This is a genomic window from Haloparvum alkalitolerans (assembly GCF_055381565.1).
The window spans coordinates 1,916,990-1,935,332 of record NZ_AP043938.1 but is presented as its reverse complement, the minus strand read 5'-3'; the positions used below and the strand labels follow the sequence as shown (position 1 = coordinate 1,935,332).

The window sequence follows — 18,343 nt, the reverse complement described above, 5'->3', positions numbered from 1 at the left end:
ATGAGTTCCGAGACACCGAATCCCGACGACGTGCGAGCCGCACAGGTCAAGACCGCCCGCATCGAGGACGAGATGGAGCAGTCGTACATCGACTACGCGATGTCGGTCATCGCGGGGCGCGCGCTCCCCGACGTCCGCGACGGGCTCAAGCCCGTCCACCGACGCATCCTCTACGCGATGCACGAGGCGGGCATCACGAGCAACACCTCCCACCGGAAGTCCTCCTCCATCGTCGGCGAGACGATGGGCGATTATCACCCGCACGGCGACTCCCCCATCTACGACGCCTTGGCGCGGATGGCCCAGGACTTCTCGATGCGGTACCCCCTCGTCGACGGGCAGGGGAACTTCGGCTCCGTCGACGGCGACCCGCCGGCCGCCCCGCGCTACACGGAGGCGCGCATGGCGCCGCTGGCCGAGGAGATGCTCGCGGACATCGAGCGCGACACGGTCGACTTCCAGAGCAACTACGACGACCGGCTCACGGAGCCGGAAGTGCTCCCGTCCGCGTTCCCGAACCTGCTGGTCAACGGCTCCTCGGGCATCGCGGTCGGGATGTCGACGAACATCCCGCCGCACAACCTCGGCGAGGTCATCGACGCGACCGTCGAGCTGATCGACGACCCCGAGGCGACCGTCGAGGACCTGATGGAACACGTCAAGGGACCCGACTTCCCGACGGGCGCCAACATCGTCGGCCGCAACGCGGTCCACAAGGCGTACAAGACCGGTCGCGGCCGGATCCGCGTCCGCGCCGAGTTCGAGGTCGACGAGGAGGAAGGCCGCATCGTCATCACCGAACTCCCCTTCCAGCAGAACAAGTCCCGGCTGGTCGAGCGCATCGCGGAGGACGTCAACGACGGCTCCATCGAGGGGATCCGCGACCTGCGCGACGAGTCCGACCGTGACGGCATCCGCGTCGTCGTCGAGCTGAAGCGCGACGCGATGGCGGAGGTCGTCAAGAACCAGCTACTGGAGAGCCACCTCGAACGCACCTTCGGCGTCATCAACCTCGCGCTGGTCGACGGCCAGCCGAAGGTGCTCGACCTCAAGGAGACGCTCCAGGAGTACCTCGACCACCGCCGCGAGGTCGTCCGCCGGCGCTCCGAGCACGAACTCGCCGAGCGACAGGACCGCGCGCACATCCTCGAGGGCCGGCTCCGCGCGCTCGACCACGTCGACGAGGTGGTGGAGGCGATCCGGGAGTCCGAAGACCGCGACGCCGCGAAGGCGGCGCTGCGGGACGACTTCGACTTCTCCGAGGAGCAGGCCGCCCACATCGTCCGGATGCAGCTCGGCTCGCTCACCTCGATGGAGACCGAGGAGATCGAGTCCGAGTACGAGGACGTGACCGCCCGCATCGAGCGGCTGGAGGAGATCCTCGACTCGCAGGCGGAACTCGACGCGGTGATCGAGAAAGAGCTGCTGGAGATCAAAGACGAGTACGGCGACGAGCGCCGCACCTCCTTCATCGAGGACACCGGCTCCGTCACCCACGAGGACCTCATCCCGGAGGAGGAGTTCGTCGTGGTCATGTCCGAGGACGACTACATCAAGCGGATGCCGCTGGACGCCATCCGCGCGCAGAACCGCGGCGGGAAGGGGGTGATCGGCACCGACCTGAAGGAGGAGGACGCCGTCTCCTCCGTCTTCGTCGCCAACTCCCACGACTACCTACTGGTGTTCACCAACGAGGGCCAGATCTACCAGCTGAAGACCTACGAGATCCCGGAGATGTCCCGCACCGCCCGCGGGAAATCCGCGGTCAACCTGCTGGACCTAGACGACGGCGAGGAGATCCAGGCGGTCGTCAACACCGACGACCTCGACGACGACGAGTACCTCACGATGGTCACCCGGGACGGCTACATCAAGCGAACCGGCGTCGAGGAGTTCGAGAACATCCGCTCGACGGGGATCCGTGCCATCCGGCTGGAGGACGGCGATCAGCTGGTCGACGTCGGCGTCACCGACGGCGACTTCGACATCGTCATCGGCAGCCGCGACGGGATGGCGATCCGCTTCGCCGAGGAGGAGGTCCGCGCGATGGGCCGCACCGCCCGCGGCGTCCGAGGGATCGACCTCCGCGAGGGCGACGCGGTCGCGGGCGTCGCGGCCGTCGACGCCGACGCGCACGACTGGCTCCTGACGGTCACCGAGAACGGCTACGGCAAGCGCTCGGACGTGGCGGAGTACCGGCTCCAGTCCCGCAACGGGATGGGCCTCATCGACATCAAGACCGGCGATCGGAACGGCGAGGTCGTCTCCGTGGACGCGGTGTCCGCGGGCGACCACCTCGTGACGATGAGCCGCGAAGGCCAGATCCTCCGGACGCGCGTTGAGGACCTCTCGAAGGTCGGCCGCAACACGATGGGCGTCGTCGTGATGGACCTCGAAGCCGGCGACGAGGTCTCCACGGTCGACATCGTCGACGCGGAGACGGTCGCGGCCGCCGATGCCGACGAAGAAGCCGACGAGAACGCCGCCGAGTAGCACCCGACCGGCGCGAACCGGCAGCCCCTTTTCCGCCCCCGTCGAACCGCCGCCCGTGAACGCCAGCGACCGCGCCGTCGCCGCCTTCACCGCGCTCGGCCACGGCACGTTCCACGGCTTCGAGCTGTCGATCCCGCTGTTCGTCCCGCTGTGGATCGCGGAGTTCGGCGTCTCGGCGACGGTCGTCGGCGCCGTCACGGGCGCCAGCTACGCCCTCATCGGCCTGCTCGCGCCGCTTTCGGGCGCGGCGGCGGACCGGTGGGGGTCGCGGCGGCTCGTCCTGCTGTCCATCGGCGGGATGGGCGCCGCCTTCGCCGGCCTGTACCTCGCGTCCACGCTCGCCGGCGTGACGCTCGCGCTGCTGGCGTGGGGCGCCGCGGCGAGCCTCTATCATCCCGCCGGCCTCTCGCTGATCAGTCGCGGCGCCGACCGCCGGGGGACGGTCCTCGCGGTCCACGGCGCGGGCGGCAACGTCGGGATGGTGGTCGGCCCGCTCGCGGTCATCCTCGCGCTCACGGCCGCCGAGTGGCGGGCGGTCGCCGCGGCGCTCGCGGTCCCCGCCGCGGTCGCGGTGCTGGTGGGGCTCCGGGTGCGGATCGACCGGGACGGTGAGGGCGACCGGGACGGTGACGGAGGTGGTGGACGTGGGGATGACGCGGACGGAGAGTCGGAGGCGGAGCGGTCGGCCGCGGCCGCCGCCGAGACGCCCCGCGGCGCGCTTCTCGCGCTCGTCGCGGACTCCCGGCGGCTGTTCGCGGGCGGCTTCCTGCTCGTCTTCGCGATCCAGATGGTCTACGGCGTCTACTACCGCGGCGCGTTCACCTTCCTGCCGGACGTGCTCGCCGGCGTCCCCGTCTTCGAGCCGCTGACGCTCGGCGGCCGCGACCTGGAGGCGAGTCGGCTCGCGTACACGTGGCTCCTGCTCGTGGGCGTCGCGGGGCAGTACGCCGGCGGCCTCGCCAGCGACCGACTCTCGCCCGAGCGGACGCTGCTGGCGGCGTTCGCCGGGCTGGCGGTCGTCTCCGTCGCGTTCCTCCCCCTCTCGAACGCCGGCGTCGCCCCGCTGCTCGCGGTCTGTGCCCTGCTCGGCTTCTTCGCGTACGCCGTCGCGCCCGTGGCGCAGACGGTCGTCGCGCGCAGCGTCGACGAGGCGAGCCACGGGCTCTCGTTCGGCTTCGTCTACCTCGGGACGTTCGGCGTCGGCGCGCTCGGCGCGCTGCTTGCCGGCGCGGCCCTCGACGCCGGCGGCTCGGAGGCCCTGTTCGCCGGCCTGACGGGGGTCGCGATGCTCGCGGCCGCGCTCGCGGGCGCACTGGCGGTTCGGACCGCGCGCTCGTCCTGAGGCGAGCGCGGAGGTACCGAGAACGGGGGAGTTCGTCGCGGCCTGCCGAGACGGGTCGGACGAATCGGATGTGTCCTGATCGAAGATGTCCTGAGCAACGGTTCCCGAGCCCAGAACCCGCCTACAGCTCCAGCACGTCGATCAGCGTCTCCGCGGCTGCCTCGGAGGAACCGGGGCCACGGGCGGTGATCAGGTCGCCGTCGACGGTGACGCTCGTGTCCGCGTCGAGTTCGGCATCCCAGAGGCCGCCGGCGGCGACGACCTCGTCCTCGACCCAGTAGGGGAGCTTGCGCCCGTCCGGGAGCACGTCGTCGTCGTCCACGATGTCCGCCTCCCACGCGTTCGGGAAGCCGGTGACCTCGCGGCCCTCCACGAGGAAGGAGCCGTCCGCCTCGCGCGTGAACGCGAGGATCCCGACCGCGTGACAGACGACGAGCGCGACGCCGTCCTCGCCGGCGACCGCCTCGAGCAGGAGCTGGCGCGCGTCACGGTCCTGGTTTACGTCCCAGACCGTGCCGTGGCCGCCGGGGAACACGACCGCGTCGTGGTCGGCCGCGGAGGCGGCCGCCAGCGGGATCGGGTCGTTGAGGGCCGGGTCCGCGCCCGCGACCTCGCGGTAGCGCTCCGCGGTCTCCTCGCCGACGGTCTCCGGGTCGAGCGAGCGCTCGTCCGGCTCCGGGGCCGTGCCCGAGGGCGTCGCGACCGTGACGTCGACGCCGGCGGCGCCCAGCGCGTTCAGCGGCTCGATGCACTCCTCGGCCCAGTACCCCTCCTCGCTGACGACGAACAGCGCGGTCTGCGTATCGCTCATGCAGTTCCGGTTCGGGCCGGCGACGCAAAAGGCCGTGGTGGCCGGCAGGTCGGACCGGGATCGGAAGGCCCCGGGATGGTCGGGGCGGCGCGAGGAGTCGGTCCCCGCCGCTCCGCGGCTACCCGTCGCCGTCCTCGTCGACGATGACGACCTCGCCGTCCTCGACAGTGACGTTGATCAGCGTCTTCACGTCGTAGTCGGTGTCGTCGAGTTCGTTCTCGCCCGCCTTCTTGATCACCGCGAGCACGTCGACCACGTCCGCGCCGACCTCGTTCGTGAGCGCGTCGAGGATGGCCTTCATCGTGCCGCCCGTCGAGAGCACGTCGTCGAGGACGAGCACGCGGTCGCCCGCCTCCACGTCGTTGATGTACATCTCGGACTCGGAGTAGCCCGTCTCCTGGAACAGCGGCACCTCGCCGTCGAGGCCGTACTGGCGCTTGCGGATGACGACGAGCGGGATGTCCGTCATCAGCGAGAGCGCGGTGGAGATGTGGATCCCCATGGCCGCGGGGGTGACGATCTTGTCGACGTTCTCCAGTTCCGTCTTCCGGATCATCCGGATGACGATCTCGCGGAGGAGCTCCGGCTCCAGCATCGGAACGCCGTCGCTGATGGGGTGGACGAAGTACTCGTAGTCGCCTTTCTCGATGATCGGCGCGTCGAGGAGTGACTGCCGCAACTGGTCCATGTCGCGCGTACCAACCCGGGCGGATAAAGTCTGGCGGTTATGCCGCCGACTGTGAGGTGTCCACAGACGGCTCGGCCCCGAAGCGCGGCTGGACTCCGGCGGCGCGAGACGCCTCAGTCGTGCGGGAACGCGGCGTCCGGATCGTGGTCCGGCGCCGCGGGCGCGTCCGCGAGCGTCTCGAAGAAGCGGCCGGAGACGATGTCCTCGACCACGTCGGTCAGGGTCTCCTCCGCCTCCTCGTCGACCTCCCCGAGGATGCCGAGCGGGACCTGCGCGCCGGCCATGTCGGCGTGTCCGCCCGCGGAGCCGATCTGGTCGAGCGCCTCCCGGAGCGTCTCGCCGAGGTCGATGGACGCGCCGCGCGCGCGAGCGGAGACGTAGACGACGCCGTCCATGTAGCCGTAGACGAGCGACACCGTCACGTCTTCCAGGTTCAGCAGTCGCTCGGCCGCCTGCGCGAGCGCGTCGCGGTCGTTGATCGGTCCGGCGCACGAGGCGACCGCCGACCCCCGCACGTCCCGGTTCCGGATCGCCTCCGCGAGCGTCTCGACGGTGTTCGCGCTCACGCTCGGCGACTCGACGCGCTCGAGCACCTCCTCGTCGACGAACGGGAGGAGGTTCGCGCCCGCCTCGAAGTCCGCGGCCGACACTTCGCGAGTGAGATCGCGCGTGTCGACGCGGATCCCGTACAGTAGGGCGGTCGCGGTCCGGCGGTCCGGCTCGATCCCGAGCCGGTCGAGGTACTCGGCGAGGATGGTGCTCGTCGCGCCCAGGTCCGGCCTGATGTCGACGTAGGCGCCGTCGACCGGGCCGCGCGGCGGATGGTGGTCGACGACGACGGCGACCGGCGTCTCGGGGTCGAGGCTGTCGTTGACGCCCGCGCGCGAGTGGTCGACCAGGGCGATTCCGCCGTACTCATCCGGGTTGATCGACTCCACGTTCCGGATCGGGATGTCCAGCAGGTTCACGAGCGCGCGGTTCTCCTGATGGGAGATCTCGCCGTGATAACACGCCTCCGCGGGCACTCCGACGGCCTCCGCGACGCGCACCAGGGCGATGGCGCTCGCGATGGCGTCGGGGTCGGGATTGTCGTGGGTCACGACCGCCAGCGGCCCGTTCAGTTTCCGGAGCGCCGCGAACAGCGACGCCAGGCGCTCGCCCTCGTCCGCGCCCGCGGCCGCGACGACGCGGTCCGCGAGCGCGTCGACGGGGTCGATGAGTCGGTCGGCCGTCTCCCGGAGTCGGTCACGGACGGCGTCCGCCGGGTTCTCGCCGGCGTACGCAACGATCAGCGCGTCGGGGAACGCCGCCCGCGCCGACAGCGCGGCGGCGAGGTTCCGGTCCGGGTCGTCGCTCGCGACCACGACGACCGCCGCCCTGTCGGGGTAGTTGGCGGAGTCGGTCGGGTCCGCCTCGACGGCGGCGACGTTGGCCTCCCGGAGCGTCGTCACCCAGCCGGTGTCGGTAGCGACGACGTGTAACTCGCCGCGGCGCTCTCGCGCCCGCTCGACGAGCGTGTGACCGACGGAGCCGCAGCCGAGAACCAGCCGCCGTACCATGTGCCCGTCCCTGCGGGACGCGGACTCAAAACGGTACCGTCACGGTGAGTCCGGTGGACCGACCCCCGAGGCGATGGGCTGCGAGCCATCCCACCCAACTGCACTCACGGCGGGAGTCCTTCGGTATCAGCCAAAAACGTTCGTCCCACGTGCGGTCGCGGTGCTGTGCGTGGCGGTGCGGTCGGCGCGCGCCGCGGCGACCCCGTGTCGCCGCGACCGCGCGAGGTCGCCAGCGCGCTACTGCACGCTGGCTGCTCGAAAATCTCCGATTTTCGGTGGAGGGCGCGGGGCGGCCGCCTGCGGTGTCTCCGGCGCGCCACTGCACGCCGGAGGCCAGCGGGACGCGGTTTGTCCCGCGCTGCGGTTCCGCGCCCCGCCCGCGGCCGAGGCTGGGGAGGTGTGAGGCTGCTGTGCGGTCGCGGTGCGGTGCTGTGCGGGGTGGGACTGAAAGGGGCAGCCGGCTCGAACCCGCCCGGACGACGCTCTCGCGAGCCTGCCGAGCGAGAGTCAGCAAGTCGCAGCCCGGACCCGTCCGTCGGGCGGTGCGGAGAGACGCAACGGAACGCCCGGACCGTCTTGCCAGACAAGCACCGCAGCGGGCTGTGTCTCCAGCGCGCCACTGCACGCTGGAGGCTAGCGAGACGCGGTTTGTCTCGCCAAGCGGAGAGCGAGGAGCGCAGCGAGGGTCCCGCGAGCCTGCCGAGCGGGACGACGGCAGTCGCAGCCCGGCAGCCCGCTACCGCAGGCAGCCCGGACCGCCTGCCGGAACCCGGCGCGGTCGAGCCGGCTGGGGCTTTCTGGATGTTGCTGTCTAGAGCAGTATTTGTAGCAGATCCAGATCAGTAGGAGGGAGAGCCGGCTGGGGCTTTCTGGATGTTGCTGTCTGGAGTAACCGGATCTGCAGCCGACACGGAAACCTCGCCGTCCGAAGCGCAGGTAGAAACGCTCTACCAGTCACAAATACGTCGCCGGTCAACGACCGAATGCGTCGTCGGAAAAACGTGTGAGAAGCGTCCGCGTTACGCGAACAGCGCGTTCGCGGCCGCCTGCGCGCTCTCGATGACCGGCCCGAAGCCGGGCAGTACGAGCACCGTACCGACCGCCGCGAAGACGATCGCGGCGTACAGCGCCGTCGGGCGCGAGTCGACCGCGTCGAGGTCGCCCGCCGGCTCCTCCAGCCACAGCGCCTTCACGACGCGGCTGTAGTAGTACAGCGACAGCACGCTGTTTGCGGCGCCGACCGCCGCCAGCCACCAGAAGCCGTTGAACACCGCGCCCATGAACAGGAAGTACTTCGAGAAGAACCCGCCGAGCGGGGGCAGCCCCGCCAGCGAGAACATAAACACGGTCATCGCGAGCGAGGCCATCGGCGCCTTGCTCGCGAGGCCGTTGTAGTCCTCGAACGTCTTCCCGACGCCCCACGTCTCCGCGAGGGCGATGAACAGGAACGCGCCGGTGTTCATGAACCCGTAGACGAGCAGGTGCGCCATCGCGGCGCCCATCACGTCGCCGTTGTGGGCCCCGCCGACCGAGATCGCCGCCAGCCCGATGAGCGCGTAGCCGGCGTGACCGATGGAGGAGTACGCCAGCATCCGCTTGACGTTCTCCTGGACCGCGGCCGCGAAGTTGCCGAGCGTCATCGTGACGACGGCGACGATGCCGAACGCCACCGCCCAGTCGACGCCCGCGACGAGTTCGCTCCCGAGCGCGAAGCCCTCGGTGAACACGCGGAACGCGAGCGCGAAGCCGGCCGCCTTCGAGGCGGACGACAGGAACGCGCTCACGGGCGCGGGCGCGCCCTCGTACGCCTCCGGCGCCCAGAAGTGGAACGGCACGGAGGCGGTCTTGTACGCCAGCCCGCCGAGCACCATCAGGATCCCGATGCCGGCGACGCCGACCGGGGCGTCACCGCTCGTCAGGCCAGCGGCCACGTCGGACAGCAGCAGCGACCCCGTCGCGGCGTACACCAGCGAGATGCCGAAGACGAACACCGCGGAGGAGACCGCGCCGACGAGGAAGTACTTCAGCCCCGCCTCGACGCTCCCCTTGTTCCGCTTGAGGAACGTCACCAGCGCGTAGGAGGGCAGCGACGCCATCTCCAGCGCGACGAACGCGACCGCCAGCGAGTTGGCGGCCGCCATCAGCGACATCCCCGTGGCCGCGAACAGGACCATCGAGTAGAACTCGCCGGGGCTGTCCACGTCCGCGAGGTAGTCGTGCGCCGCGACGACGACCAGCGCCGTCACGACCGCGAAGACCACCGTGAAGAACAGCGCGAGGCCGTCCACCACGATCGCGTCCGCGAGCAGGGTGATCGCGCCGCCGGTGCCCTCCTGTCCGGTCCCGGCCAGCAGGAACCACGTCGCGGCGCCGAGCGACGCGAGCGACCCCAGCACGGCCACGACGGCCGAGGAGGTGTTCGAACGACTGTTCGGGTTGATCGTGTCCACGAGCAGCAGCGCGAGCCCCGTCAGCGCGAGCGCCAGCACGGGGGAGAGCGCGGCCCACTCGGGGAGTTGCGTCGCCATTAGTTGACACCTCCTGCGACCACGTCCGCGACGGCGTCACGGATCATCTCGAAGAACAGGTCCGGCGCGACGCCGAGCAGGATGATGGCACCCAGAAGCGCCATCAGCGGCGCCACGTCGCGGACCGGCGCGCGGCCGACCTCGTAGTCGGTCGCGAGGCTGAACGGCCCGAACAGCGTCTTCTGCATCGCCAGCAGCAGGTAGCCCGCCACGATGACGATGCCGAACATCGCCGCCGCGGTGAACAGCGGCATCAGGCCGCCCGCGACCGGCGAGCCGAACGAGCCCACGAAGATGAAGAACTCGCCCGCGAAGCCGGCCATCAGCGGCAGCCCCATGTACGCGAACGCGCCGGCGACGAGGACGCCCACCGCGACGGGCATCCGGTCTGCCATCCCGGACATGTCCGAGAGCATCCGCGTGTGCGTCGCGTTGTAGACGACGCCGACCGCCATGAACATCAGCCCCGAGATGAGGCCGTGCGCGACCATCTGGAACGTCGCGCCGCCGACGCCGTACTCGGTGAACGCGATCAGGCCGAGGATGACGTAGCCCATCGACGAGACGGACGAGTAGGCGACGATGCGCTTGAGGTCCTGCTGGGCCAGCGCCAGCATGGCGCCGTAGATGACCGACACCACGGCTATCGCGGCGATCGGCACCGCGAGCGCGGTCGCCTCCTCGGGCAGCATCGTGAAGTTGAACCGCAACAGCGCGTACGTCCCCATCTTCAGGAGGACGCCGGCCAGCAGCACCGACACCGGGGTCGGCGCCTCCACGTGGGCGTCCGGCAGCCAGGTGTGGAACGGCACCATCGGCACCTTCACCGCGAAGCCGACGAACAGCGCGAGGAACGCGAACAGCCGGATGGCGTCGGGGGCGATCCCGTAGAACGCCTCGACCTCGCCGGCCGCGAGCGCCGCGGTGATCGCGGGCATCCCGAACGTCTCGACCGGGAGCGCGAACACCAACGCCATGAACCCGATGAACATGACCAGCGACGCGAGGTTCGTGTACGCGAAGAACTTGATCGCGGCGTACTTCCGGCGCGGGCCGCCCCAGACGCCGATGAGGAAGTACATCGGGACGAGGACGGCCTCCCAGAAGATGAACCAGACGAAGAAGTCCAGCGCCGTGAACACGCCGAGCAGGTTCGCCTCCATGAACAGCAGCAGCGCGTAGAACTGGCTGATGCGGTCGGAGATGGGCGTCCACGCCGAGAGGATCGCTAGCGGGACGAGGAACGTCGTGAGCACCAGCAGCGGCATGCTGATGCCGTCGACGCCGACGAACCACTGGAGCGTGTAGCCGCCGACCTCCAGCCAGTCGGCCTGCGTTTCGAAGGCGATGCCGCCGCCCGTGAGGGCGTTGCCGGCCGCCTCGAACTGTGACCACATGTAGAGGCTCCCGACGAACGGGAGCAGACTGAGCGCGAACGCGAGCCGTCCCGCCCACTCGTCGGGAGCGAGCGCGACGACCACGGCGCTCACGAACGTTACGGCGATGAGCGTCTCGATTATCACAGGAACCACCCCCCGAGCACACCGAACAGGAGAAGCAGGCCGGTGAGCCCGAGCGTCAACATCGCGGCGTAGTGCGTGACCACGCCCGTCTGGACCCGCCGGACGCGCTGCCCGGCCGCCAGGCTCACCGAGGAGACGCCGTTGACGACGCCGTCGACGATGCCCTGGTCGAAGGTGTCCGCGCCGCCGGAGACGTCCTGCGTCCGGGCGGCGAGCCAGACCTGCACCTCGTCCTGGTAGTAGTTGTTGTACAGCACGTCCTTGAGGCCGCCGAGCTTCGCCGTGTGCTCCGTCGGCTCGGCGACGTTGTACAGCGTCCACGCGACCGCGAGGCCGGCCAGCGCCAGCCCGAGCGAGACGCCCGCGCCGATCAGCACGGTGGGCACCTCGCCGCCCGCGATGTAGCCGCTACTGTACGGACCGATGTCCGCGTAGTGGTGCGAGGAGAGGCCGTCGATGCCGCCCCACTCGTTGTCGAGCCAGCGGTGGAGCACGTCGATGCCCTTCACGCCGAGCACCTTCTTGACCGGCACCATGTTGATGAATCCGGTGACGACCGCGAGGGTGCCGAGCACCGTCAGCGGCCCCTTCACGTTCCAGCGCACCGAGTGCGGGTCCTCGGCCAGCTCCGACCGCGGCTCGCCGTGGAACGTCAGGAACACCATGCGGAAGGTGTAGAACGCGGTGACGGGCACCGCGAGCAGCCCCATGACGTAGCCGCCCAGAAGCAGCGGGTCGTTGAGGCCGTGGACGAGCGCCTCGTAGAGGATCTCGTCCTTCGACCAGAAGCCCGCGAACGGGAAGATGCCCGCGAGCGCGAGCGAGCCCGCGAGGAACGTCCAGTAGGTGACGGGCATCTTGTCCCTCAGCCCTCCCATGTCCCACATGTCCTCGTTGTGGTGCATCGCGATGATGACCGACCCGGCACCGAGGAACAGCAGCGCCTTGAAGAACGCGTGGGTCGTCAGGTGGAAGACCGCGGCCACGTAGCCGCCCGCGCCGAGCGCGAGCATCATGTAGCCGTACTGCGAGATCGTCGAGTACGCGAGCACCTGCTTCAGCTCGTCCTTCACCACGCCCATCGTCGCCGCGAACAGGGCCGTGAAGCCGCCGATGAACGCGATGACCGCGAGCGTCGTCGGCGTCAGCGCGTAGAAGCCGTACATCCGCGCGACGAGGTAGACGCCGGCCGCGACCATCGTCGCCGCGTGGATGAGCGCGGAGACCGGCGTCGGGCCCTCCATCGCGTCGGGGAGCCACGTGTGCAGCGGGAACTGCGCGGACTTGCCGACCGCGCCGCCCAGCACCAGCAGGCCGACGACGGTGAACCACGTCATCGCGTCGAGCCCGAACGGCGTCCAGGCGTCGAACTCGCCCGCGAGCGCCGCCTCAGCGAGCGCGGGGAACGACTCGGCGCCCGCGAACCCCGCGGTGCCGAACGTCGCGAACACCGCGACCACGCCGACGAGGAAGAAGTAGTCCCCGAAGCGGGTGACGAGGAACGCCTTCTTCGCCGCCGACGGCGGCCCCGGCTCCCGGAAGTGGAAGCCGATGAGCAGGTACGAGCAGAGCCCGACCAGCTCGAAGAACATGAACGCCATCAGCAGGTTGTCGGCGACGACGAACCCGAGCATCGAGGCGGTGAAGAGGCCGAGGCCGGCGTAGTACCGGGGGAGCCCCGTCTCGTCCTCGTCGTTCATGTAGCCGAGCGAGAACACGTGGACTAAAAGCGCCACGAGCGTCACGATGACGAGCATCAGCGACGACAGCGGGTCGATCAGCAGGCCGAACGCGAGCTCGAACTGCTCGCCGCCGGCCCACGTGTAGATCGTCTCGTCGTAGGCCGCCCCGCCTGCGACCGTCGCGAGCACCCACAGCGACAGCAGGAACGAGCCCGCGGTCGCCGCGATGCCCCCGAAGGCGCCGCCCTTGGGGAGGTACTTCCCGAGGCCCAGCGCCACGAGGAACGATACGAACGGCAGCAGGACGATGGCCGGCACGTACGCGAACGCGTCCACCATCGTTACCACCTCATCTCCGAAGTCAGTGTCACGTCTGTCTCACCGAAGTTACGGTACAGCACGAGGATAATGCCGATCCCGACGGCGACCTCCGCGGCCGCCAGCGCGATGACGAACAGGGCGAACACCTGCCCGGTGAGGTCCCCGTAGAACAGCGAGAACGCCACCAGGTTGATGTTCGCCGCGTTGAGCATCAGCTCCACGCTCATCAGGAAGTACAGCACCTCACGCCGCGTGAGGACGCCGAACAGGCCGATACAGAAGATGCCGGCCGCCAACAGCAGGTAGTAGGTGGGCGGGACCATCAGCGGTCACCCCCCTCCCGGCCGCCGTCGGTGAACGCCTCACCGACCGCGGAGACGACGGAGCCGCCCTCCTCGCGCTTCGCGAGGTAGAGCGCCCCGTCGACCGCCACGTCCAGCGTCAAGGCGACGATGAGGAACGCGGCGAGGAACCCCTCCGTGTTGGCGGCGAGGCTCCCGAGGTCGAGGTTGAAGAGGGCGTAGCCGATGTTGTGGACGACCGTGTCGGCCGCCTCGCCGGACAGCTCGAAGCCGGCCGGCTCGCCGAACTCCGCGTTCACGAACGCCGCGGCCATGGCCGCGAACAGCAGGACCGACGCCAGCCCCGGGACGAGTCCGGAACGGCGGTCGCTCATGCGCTATGCACCTCCGGCTCCGTCGACCGCGTCAGCATCACGGCGAACGTGATGAGGATGAGCACCCCGCCCACGTAGACGAGGATCTGCATGGCGGCGAGGAACTCCGCCTGCAACATCACGTAGTGCACCGCGACGCTCACCAGCGCGGCTCCCAGAAGCAGGGACGCGTGAAACACGTCCCGAGCGAGAACCACGCCGAGGCTGCTCGCCAGCGTAACGAGGGCGAACAGGGCGAACGCGATGGTTTCGTAGACCATTGTGTGTGTCTCCTATGAGATTTCCTTTGAAGGTTTCGAGAACGGCTCGACGCCGTTCGCGGAACTACTGGTAATCGACCTCCCCGTCACCCTCTCCGACCCACGCGTTGCGGTCGGGGTTGCGGGAGTTGAGCGGGTCGATACCCTTGTACCACGGGACGTTCTTGAGCTGTTCTTTGTTGTAGACGAAGTCGTCCTTCGTGTCCGCGGTGAACTCGAAGTTCTGCGTCAGCAGGATGGCGTCGACGGGACAGACCTCCTCGCACAGCCGGCAGTAGATGCACTGCCCGATGTGGAGGTTGTACTGCTCGCCGTTGCGCTGGTCGTCCTGGACGATCTGGATCGTGTCGTTGGGACAGACGTTCTCACACTGCCGGCACCAGATGCAGCGCTCCTGGCTGAACTTGTGAACGCCGCGGAAGCGCGGGCTCACCTCCGGCGCCGTCTCCGGGTACTCGACCGTGAACGTCGAGCCGTCGAGCGCGTGCTTCATCGTCGTCGCCATGGATTTGAGCAGTCCGATCATCAGACGGTCACCCCCACGAGTACGGCCGTGAGCACGAGGTTAGCGAACGATAGCACCAGCATTCCCTTCCAGCCCACCTCGATGAGCTGGTCGATGCGGAACCGCGGCATCGCGGCCCGGCACCACTGGGTGAACAGGAAGAACGCCCAGATCTTCACGACGAACCAGACGAACCCGATGCTCTCCGGGCCCGGCCCGGAGGCGCCCCCGAGGAACGCCATCGTCAGGATGGCGCCGCCGAGGAAGATGTGGAGGAACTCCCCGAGGTAGAACAGCACGAAGTACGCCGAGGAGTACTCGGTCTGGTAGCCGGCGACGATCTCGGTCGGGGCCTCCGGGATGTCGAAGGGGTTCCGGCCGATCTCCGCCATGTTCGCCGTGAGGAACAGCAGGAACGCGAACGGGTTGACGAACGCGTACCACGACGGGATGGTGATCCCGCCGAGCGTGACGAGCGCCTCCTGCTGGGCGGCGACGATGCCGCTGGTCTGGAGCGTCCCCGCGAACACCACGACGGACATCGCCGTGACGATGAGGGGAATCTCGTACGCGAGGTTCTGCGCGACGGCCCGCAGGCCGCCGAGCAGCGAGTACTTGTTGTTGGACGCGTAGCCGGCCATCACCAGCGAGACGGAGGCGATGGAGGCGAACGCGAACACCAGCGCGAACCCGACCTCGGGGTCCGCGAGCTGGACGTTTATCGGACCGAGGTTGCCCATCGGGATCACCGCGAAGCCGAGCAGCGCGGACGCGGGCAGCACGATGGGCGCCAGGTCGTAGGAGGGGCGGTCGGCGCCCTCCGGGATGATCAGTTCCTTCGCGAGGAGCTGGACGGCCGCGGCCGGGATGATCAGCAGGCCGAACGGCCCGATCCGGTTGACCGCGATGCGGTCGGTGAACGCGGCCGTGATCTTCCGCTTGGCCCACGGGCCCGCGACGCCCGTGAACGTCAGCATGACGTTGCCGACGAGGAACGCGGCGATCAGCGCGCCGACGACCTCGCCGAGCACGCCGCCGATCCCGAGCGCGTTCGCGACGAACTCGGGGAACAGCTGGGCGGGCGCGAGCGACATCACCGATCCACCTCGCCGAGCACGATGTCGAGGCTACCCAGCGCCGCGATCATGTCCGGGATGTACTCGCCCTGCGCCATCTCCGGCAGCGTCTGCAGGTTGGAGAAGCACGGCGACCGGATCTTGAAGCGGGCGGGCTTGTCGGTGCCGTCCGCGCGCATGTAGATGCCGAGTTCGCCCTTCGCGGCCTCGACGGCGCGGTAGATCTCGGTGTCGTCGTCCGGCCGGAGGGTGCGCGGGACGTTGGCCTGGATCGTGCGCTCGTCCTCGGGCCAGTCCTCCAGCAGGTCGACGCACTGTTCGATGATCTTGGCGGACTCCTCGACCTCCCGCATCCGGACGAGCAGGCGGGCGTAGTTGTCGCAGCCGTCCTCGGTCACCACGTCCCAGTCGAGCTCGTCGTAGTAGCCGTAGGGGTCGTCGCGGCGCAGGTCGTAGTCGACGCCGGAACCGCGGGCGACCGGACCGGTCGCACCGTAGTCCTTCGCCACCTCCGGCGGGAGGATGCCGGTGTCGACCGTCCGCATCTGGAAGATCTCGTTGGAGGTCAGCAGGTCGTGGTACTCCTCGACGGACTCCGGGAGCTGGTCGAGGAAGTCCCGCGTCTTCGAGAAGAACTCCTCGCGGGGCTCGGGCAGGTCCCAGACGACGCCGCCGAGCCGGAAGTAGTTGAACATCATCCGCTGGCCGGTCAGGTCCTCCAGCAGGTTCTGCACCTGCTCGCGGTCGTTGATCGCGTACATGAACGTCGCGGTGAAGTCGCCGTTGACGTCCAGCGCGAACGTGGCGAGCGCGAGCATGTGCGCGGCGATGCGGCACATCTCCGCGCCCATCGTGCGGATGACCTGCGCGTACTCGGGGACGTCGATGTCCGCGAGGTCCTCGGCCGCGCGGGCGTACGCGTACTCGTTGAGGAGTCCCGCCGAGATGTAGTCCCAGCGGTCCGGGTACGGCATGATCTGGTAGCGGTACGTGCCGTTCTGAGCCATCTGCTCCTCGCTGCGGTGGAGGTAGCCGATGTCGGATTCGACGTCCGCGACCTGCTCGCCGTCGAGCGTCGTCTTCAGGTGGAGCACGCCGTGGGTCGCCGGGTGGTGCGGACCGATGTTGACGAACATCGTGTCCGACTCGGCGTCCTTGTAGTCGTCCTGCAGAGGGTTGGCGTGCTCGGAGAGGCTAACGACCTGCGGCTGGTCCTGGTCGTAGTCCATCGAGAGCGGGTGCCCCTGCCACGTCTCCGGCAGCAGGATGCGCCGGAGGTCGGGGTGGCCCTCGTAGTCGATGCCGACGAGGTCGTACGCCTCGCGCTCGTGCCAGTCGGCCGTGCTGAAGACGCCGGCGCCGGACTCGGAGACCGGGTTCTCCTTGTCGGCGGGGACGACGACGCTGACCTCCTGGGTCGGGTCGTCGTACTTCTTCAGGTGGTAGATCGACTCGTAGCGGTTCTCGTACTCCTGGGCGGTGACGACCGAGAGGTGGTCGTAGCCGGCCTCCTCCTTGAGCGTGGAGAGGGTGTCCTGGACCGCGTCCGGCCGGACCACGAAGCCCGGCGCGTTGACGTGCTCCTCGCGGCCGATGACGTTCTCGCCCAGCAGGGCGGCGATGTCCTCGGCGTCGTCGGCCGGAACGACCGCCTCGTCGGCCTCTGGCTTTTCCAGACTCATGGCGAATCAGCGAAGTTGTACCGCATCACCAGGTCGTCCTCGTCGATCTGGTCGGAGAGGTGGTCGACGAGTTCGTCCTGCTCCAGGTCCGAGAACTGTTCCAGCTCGTAGGGCTTGACCGTCACCGGGGAGGCCTCGCCGTTGGCGATGCGCTCCTGCAGTTTGGCGACGCCGTAGACGAGCGCCTCCGGACGCGGGGGACAGCCCGGCACGTGGATGTCGACCGGGATGACCTCCTCGGCGCCCTTGACCACGTTGTACCCCTCCTGGAAGGGACCGCCGGAGATGGTACACGAGCCCATCCCGACGACGAACTTCGGCTCGGGCATCTGGTCGTAGACGCGCTTCATCCGCGGGGCGAACTTCGAGACGATCGTCCCGGGGACGATCATCACGTCGGCCTGTCGCGGCGAGGCGCGCGGCACACCGGAGCCGAAGCGGTCGAGGTCGTGTTTGACCGCGTAGGTGTGCATCATCTCGATGCTGCAGCAGGCGATCCCGAACTGCAGCATGAACATCGAGGACCCCCGCACCCAGTTCATGAACTTGTCGAACTTGGTGAGGATGAACGGCGAGGAGCCGAACGCCTCGCGGAGGCGGGAGTTGAATCGGTCGCCGCGTCCCTCGCCCATCCGGGCGTCGCGGGTCTCGGTCAGTACGGCGGAGTCGTCGGTGATGAAGGGTTGGTCGCTGCTCATGGTTCCGTCTCACGCTCCGTCTTGCGGGCCGTCGCGCGCGGGCTCGAGGTCCACTGCACCGCGCCGTTGCGCCACGCCCAGACGAGTCCGACCGCGAGGATGCCGACGAACGCCAGCATCGGCCACAGAACGTCGAGAAGCGGGACGCCCTGCTCGAGCGCGGGCCGGTAGATGGTGACCCACGGGAACAGCAGCACCGTCTCGATGTCGAACACGAGGAACAGCAGCGCGACCATGTAGTATTGGATGTTGAACCGAATGCGCGCCGTTCCGGTCGGGACCTCGCCGGACTCGTACACCGTGCGTTTGCCTTGTTCCGGCACACTCGGACGAAGAAGCGCCGACGCCGCCATCATCCCCAGCGGGATGGCGAGGCCGACGACCGCCAGTGCGCCGATAGCTATCCAGTCGTTCATACGGGTCTCCGTAACGTGCGCGAGTTTGGTTGGCCCCTACATAAGCGTTGATTCTCGGGTGCGCGCGTGCGAATCGACCCCTC

The 18,343-nt window shown here is 69.0% G+C and carries 16 protein-coding genes; 2 read left to right on the top strand and 14 right to left on the bottom strand.

The genetic code is table 11. The features are described from left to right. Together gyrA and ACZ432_RS11935 are read left to right on the top strand one after the other, a co-directional pair. Positions 1-2,493: a DNA gyrase subunit A gene (gyrA, locus tag ACZ432_RS11940; protein ID WP_426962204.1), complete on the top strand. Its 2,493-nt coding sequence runs from the start codon at positions 1-3 to the stop codon at positions 2,491-2,493. Between the two features lie 55 nt (positions 2,494-2,548). Then, positions 2,549-3,835 carry an MFS transporter gene (locus ACZ432_RS11935; protein ID WP_426962205.1) on the top strand — a complete coding sequence of 429 codons (1,287 nt, stop codon included), beginning with the start codon at positions 2,549-2,551 and terminating at the stop codon, positions 3,833-3,835. A gap of 121 nt (positions 3,836-3,956) precedes the next feature. Here ACZ432_RS11935 and ACZ432_RS11930 read toward each other — a convergent pair whose 3' ends face one another. The 14 genes from ACZ432_RS11930 to ACZ432_RS11865 form a co-directional block, all read right to left on the bottom strand. After that, positions 3,957-4,646, bottom strand: coding sequence for a DJ-1/PfpI family protein (locus tag ACZ432_RS11930; protein ID WP_426962206.1), 690 nt, complete (start codon positions 4,644-4,646; stop codon positions 3,957-3,959). Between the two features lie 118 nt (positions 4,647-4,764). After that, positions 4,765-5,334: a hypoxanthine/guanine phosphoribosyltransferase gene (gene hpt / locus ACZ432_RS11925; RefSeq protein WP_058365726.1), complete on the bottom strand. Its 570-nt coding sequence runs from the start codon at positions 5,332-5,334 to the stop codon at positions 4,765-4,767. 113 nt (positions 5,335-5,447) lie between these two features. Beyond that, positions 5,448-6,893 carry a DHH family phosphoesterase gene (locus ACZ432_RS11920; protein WP_426962207.1) on the bottom strand — a complete coding sequence of 482 codons (1,446 nt, stop codon included), beginning with the start codon at positions 6,891-6,893 and terminating at the stop codon, positions 5,448-5,450. A gap of 1,019 nt (positions 6,894-7,912) precedes the next feature. Beyond that, complete coding sequence (locus ACZ432_RS11915) at positions 7,913-9,421, bottom strand: NADH-quinone oxidoreductase subunit N (protein ID WP_426962208.1); 1,509 nt, start codon at positions 9,419-9,421, stop codon at positions 7,913-7,915. Beyond that, positions 9,421-10,944, bottom strand: coding sequence for a complex I subunit 4 family protein (locus ACZ432_RS11910; RefSeq protein WP_426962209.1), 1,524 nt, complete (start codon positions 10,942-10,944; stop codon positions 9,421-9,423). The genes ACZ432_RS11915 and ACZ432_RS11910 overlap by 1 nt, the downstream gene beginning before the upstream one ends. Further along, positions 10,941-12,965 carry an NADH-quinone oxidoreductase subunit L gene (gene nuoL, locus ACZ432_RS11905; RefSeq protein ID WP_426962210.1) on the bottom strand — a complete coding sequence of 675 codons (2,025 nt, stop codon included), beginning with the start codon at positions 12,963-12,965 and terminating at the stop codon, positions 10,941-10,943. Before nuoL ends, ACZ432_RS11910 begins: the two co-directional genes overlap by 4 nt. Before the next feature lie 2 nt (positions 12,966-12,967). Further along, positions 12,968-13,270 (bottom strand): NADH-quinone oxidoreductase subunit NuoK, encoded by a 303-nt coding sequence (gene nuoK, locus ACZ432_RS11900; protein ID WP_426962211.1) that lies wholly within the window; start codon positions 13,268-13,270, stop codon positions 12,968-12,970. Next, the gene (locus ACZ432_RS11895) at positions 13,270-13,623 is read right to left on the bottom strand and encodes a hypothetical protein (protein ID WP_426962212.1); all 354 of its coding nucleotides are present in this window, start codon (positions 13,621-13,623) and stop codon (positions 13,270-13,272) included. The genes nuoK and ACZ432_RS11895 overlap by 1 nt, the downstream gene beginning before the upstream one ends. After that, positions 13,620-13,883 carry an NADH-quinone oxidoreductase subunit J gene (locus ACZ432_RS11890; protein WP_426962213.1) on the bottom strand — a complete coding sequence of 88 codons (264 nt, stop codon included), beginning with the start codon at positions 13,881-13,883 and terminating at the stop codon, positions 13,620-13,622. Before ACZ432_RS11890 ends, ACZ432_RS11895 begins: the two co-directional genes overlap by 4 nt. Positions 13,884-13,947: 64 nt before the next feature. Next, a complete protein-coding gene (locus tag ACZ432_RS11885; protein WP_058365952.1) occupies positions 13,948-14,409 on the bottom strand; it encodes a NuoI/complex I 23 kDa subunit family protein in 462 nt (153 codons plus the stop codon). Continuing rightward, entirely contained in the window at positions 14,409-15,482 is a 1,074-nt protein-coding gene (locus tag ACZ432_RS11880) for a complex I subunit 1/NuoH family protein (protein WP_426962214.1), read from the bottom strand. Before ACZ432_RS11880 ends, ACZ432_RS11885 begins: the two co-directional genes overlap by 1 nt. Then, positions 15,482-17,146, bottom strand: coding sequence for an NADH-quinone oxidoreductase subunit D (locus ACZ432_RS11875; RefSeq protein ID WP_426962215.1), 1,665 nt, complete (start codon positions 17,144-17,146; stop codon positions 15,482-15,484). The genes ACZ432_RS11880 and ACZ432_RS11875 overlap by 1 nt, the downstream gene beginning before the upstream one ends. After that, complete coding sequence (locus tag ACZ432_RS11870; RefSeq protein WP_426962216.1) at positions 17,143-17,844, bottom strand: NADH-quinone oxidoreductase subunit B; 702 nt, start codon at positions 17,842-17,844, stop codon at positions 17,143-17,145. The genes ACZ432_RS11875 and ACZ432_RS11870 overlap by 4 nt, the downstream gene beginning before the upstream one ends. Beyond that, on the bottom strand, positions 17,841-18,260 hold the full coding sequence (locus ACZ432_RS11865; RefSeq protein ID WP_426962217.1) for an NADH-quinone oxidoreductase subunit A: 420 nt from the start codon (positions 18,258-18,260) through the stop codon (positions 17,841-17,843). Before ACZ432_RS11865 ends, ACZ432_RS11870 begins: the two co-directional genes overlap by 4 nt. Between the last annotated feature and the right edge of the window lie 83 nt (positions 18,261-18,343).

Bases quoted from the DNA above. Each gene is read 5' to 3' on its own strand.
- ACZ432_RS11875 (WP_426962215.1), bottom strand. From the start codon at position 17,146: ATGAGTCTGGAAAAGCCAGAGGCCGACGAGGCGGTCGTTCCGGCCGAC.
- ACZ432_RS11880 (WP_426962214.1), bottom strand. From the start codon at position 15,482: ATGTCGCTCGCGCCCGCCCAGCTGTTCCCCGAGTTCGTCGCGAACGCG.
- ACZ432_RS11865 (WP_426962217.1), bottom strand. From the start codon at position 18,260: ATGAACGACTGGATAGCTATCGGCGCACTGGCGGTCGTCGGCCTCGCC.
- ACZ432_RS11930 (WP_426962206.1), bottom strand. From the start codon at position 4,646: ATGAGCGATACGCAGACCGCGCTGTTCGTCGTCAGCGAGGAGGGGTAC.
- ACZ432_RS11885 (WP_058365952.1), bottom strand. From the start codon at position 14,409: ATGATCGGACTGCTCAAATCCATGGCGACGACGATGAAGCACGCGCTC.
- nuoK (WP_426962211.1), bottom strand. From the start codon at position 13,270: ATGGTCCCGCCCACCTACTACCTGCTGTTGGCGGCCGGCATCTTCTGT.
- ACZ432_RS11890 (WP_426962213.1), bottom strand. From the start codon at position 13,883: ATGGTCTACGAAACCATCGCGTTCGCCCTGTTCGCCCTCGTTACGCTG.
- ACZ432_RS11915 (WP_426962208.1), bottom strand. From the start codon at position 9,421: ATGGCGACGCAACTCCCCGAGTGGGCCGCGCTCTCCCCCGTGCTGGCG.
- nuoL (WP_426962210.1), bottom strand. From the start codon at position 12,965: ATGGTGGACGCGTTCGCGTACGTGCCGGCCATCGTCCTGCTGCCGTTC.
- hpt (WP_058365726.1), bottom strand. From the start codon at position 5,334: ATGGACCAGTTGCGGCAGTCACTCCTCGACGCGCCGATCATCGAGAAA.
- gyrA (WP_426962204.1), top strand. From the start codon at position 1: ATGAGTTCCGAGACACCGAATCCCGACGACGTGCGAGCCGCACAGGTC.
- ACZ432_RS11920 (WP_426962207.1), bottom strand. From the start codon at position 6,893: ATGGTACGGCGGCTGGTTCTCGGCTGCGGCTCCGTCGGTCACACGCTC.
- ACZ432_RS11870 (WP_426962216.1), bottom strand. From the start codon at position 17,844: ATGAGCAGCGACCAACCCTTCATCACCGACGACTCCGCCGTACTGACC.
- ACZ432_RS11895 (WP_426962212.1), bottom strand. From the start codon at position 13,623: ATGAGCGACCGCCGTTCCGGACTCGTCCCGGGGCTGGCGTCGGTCCTG.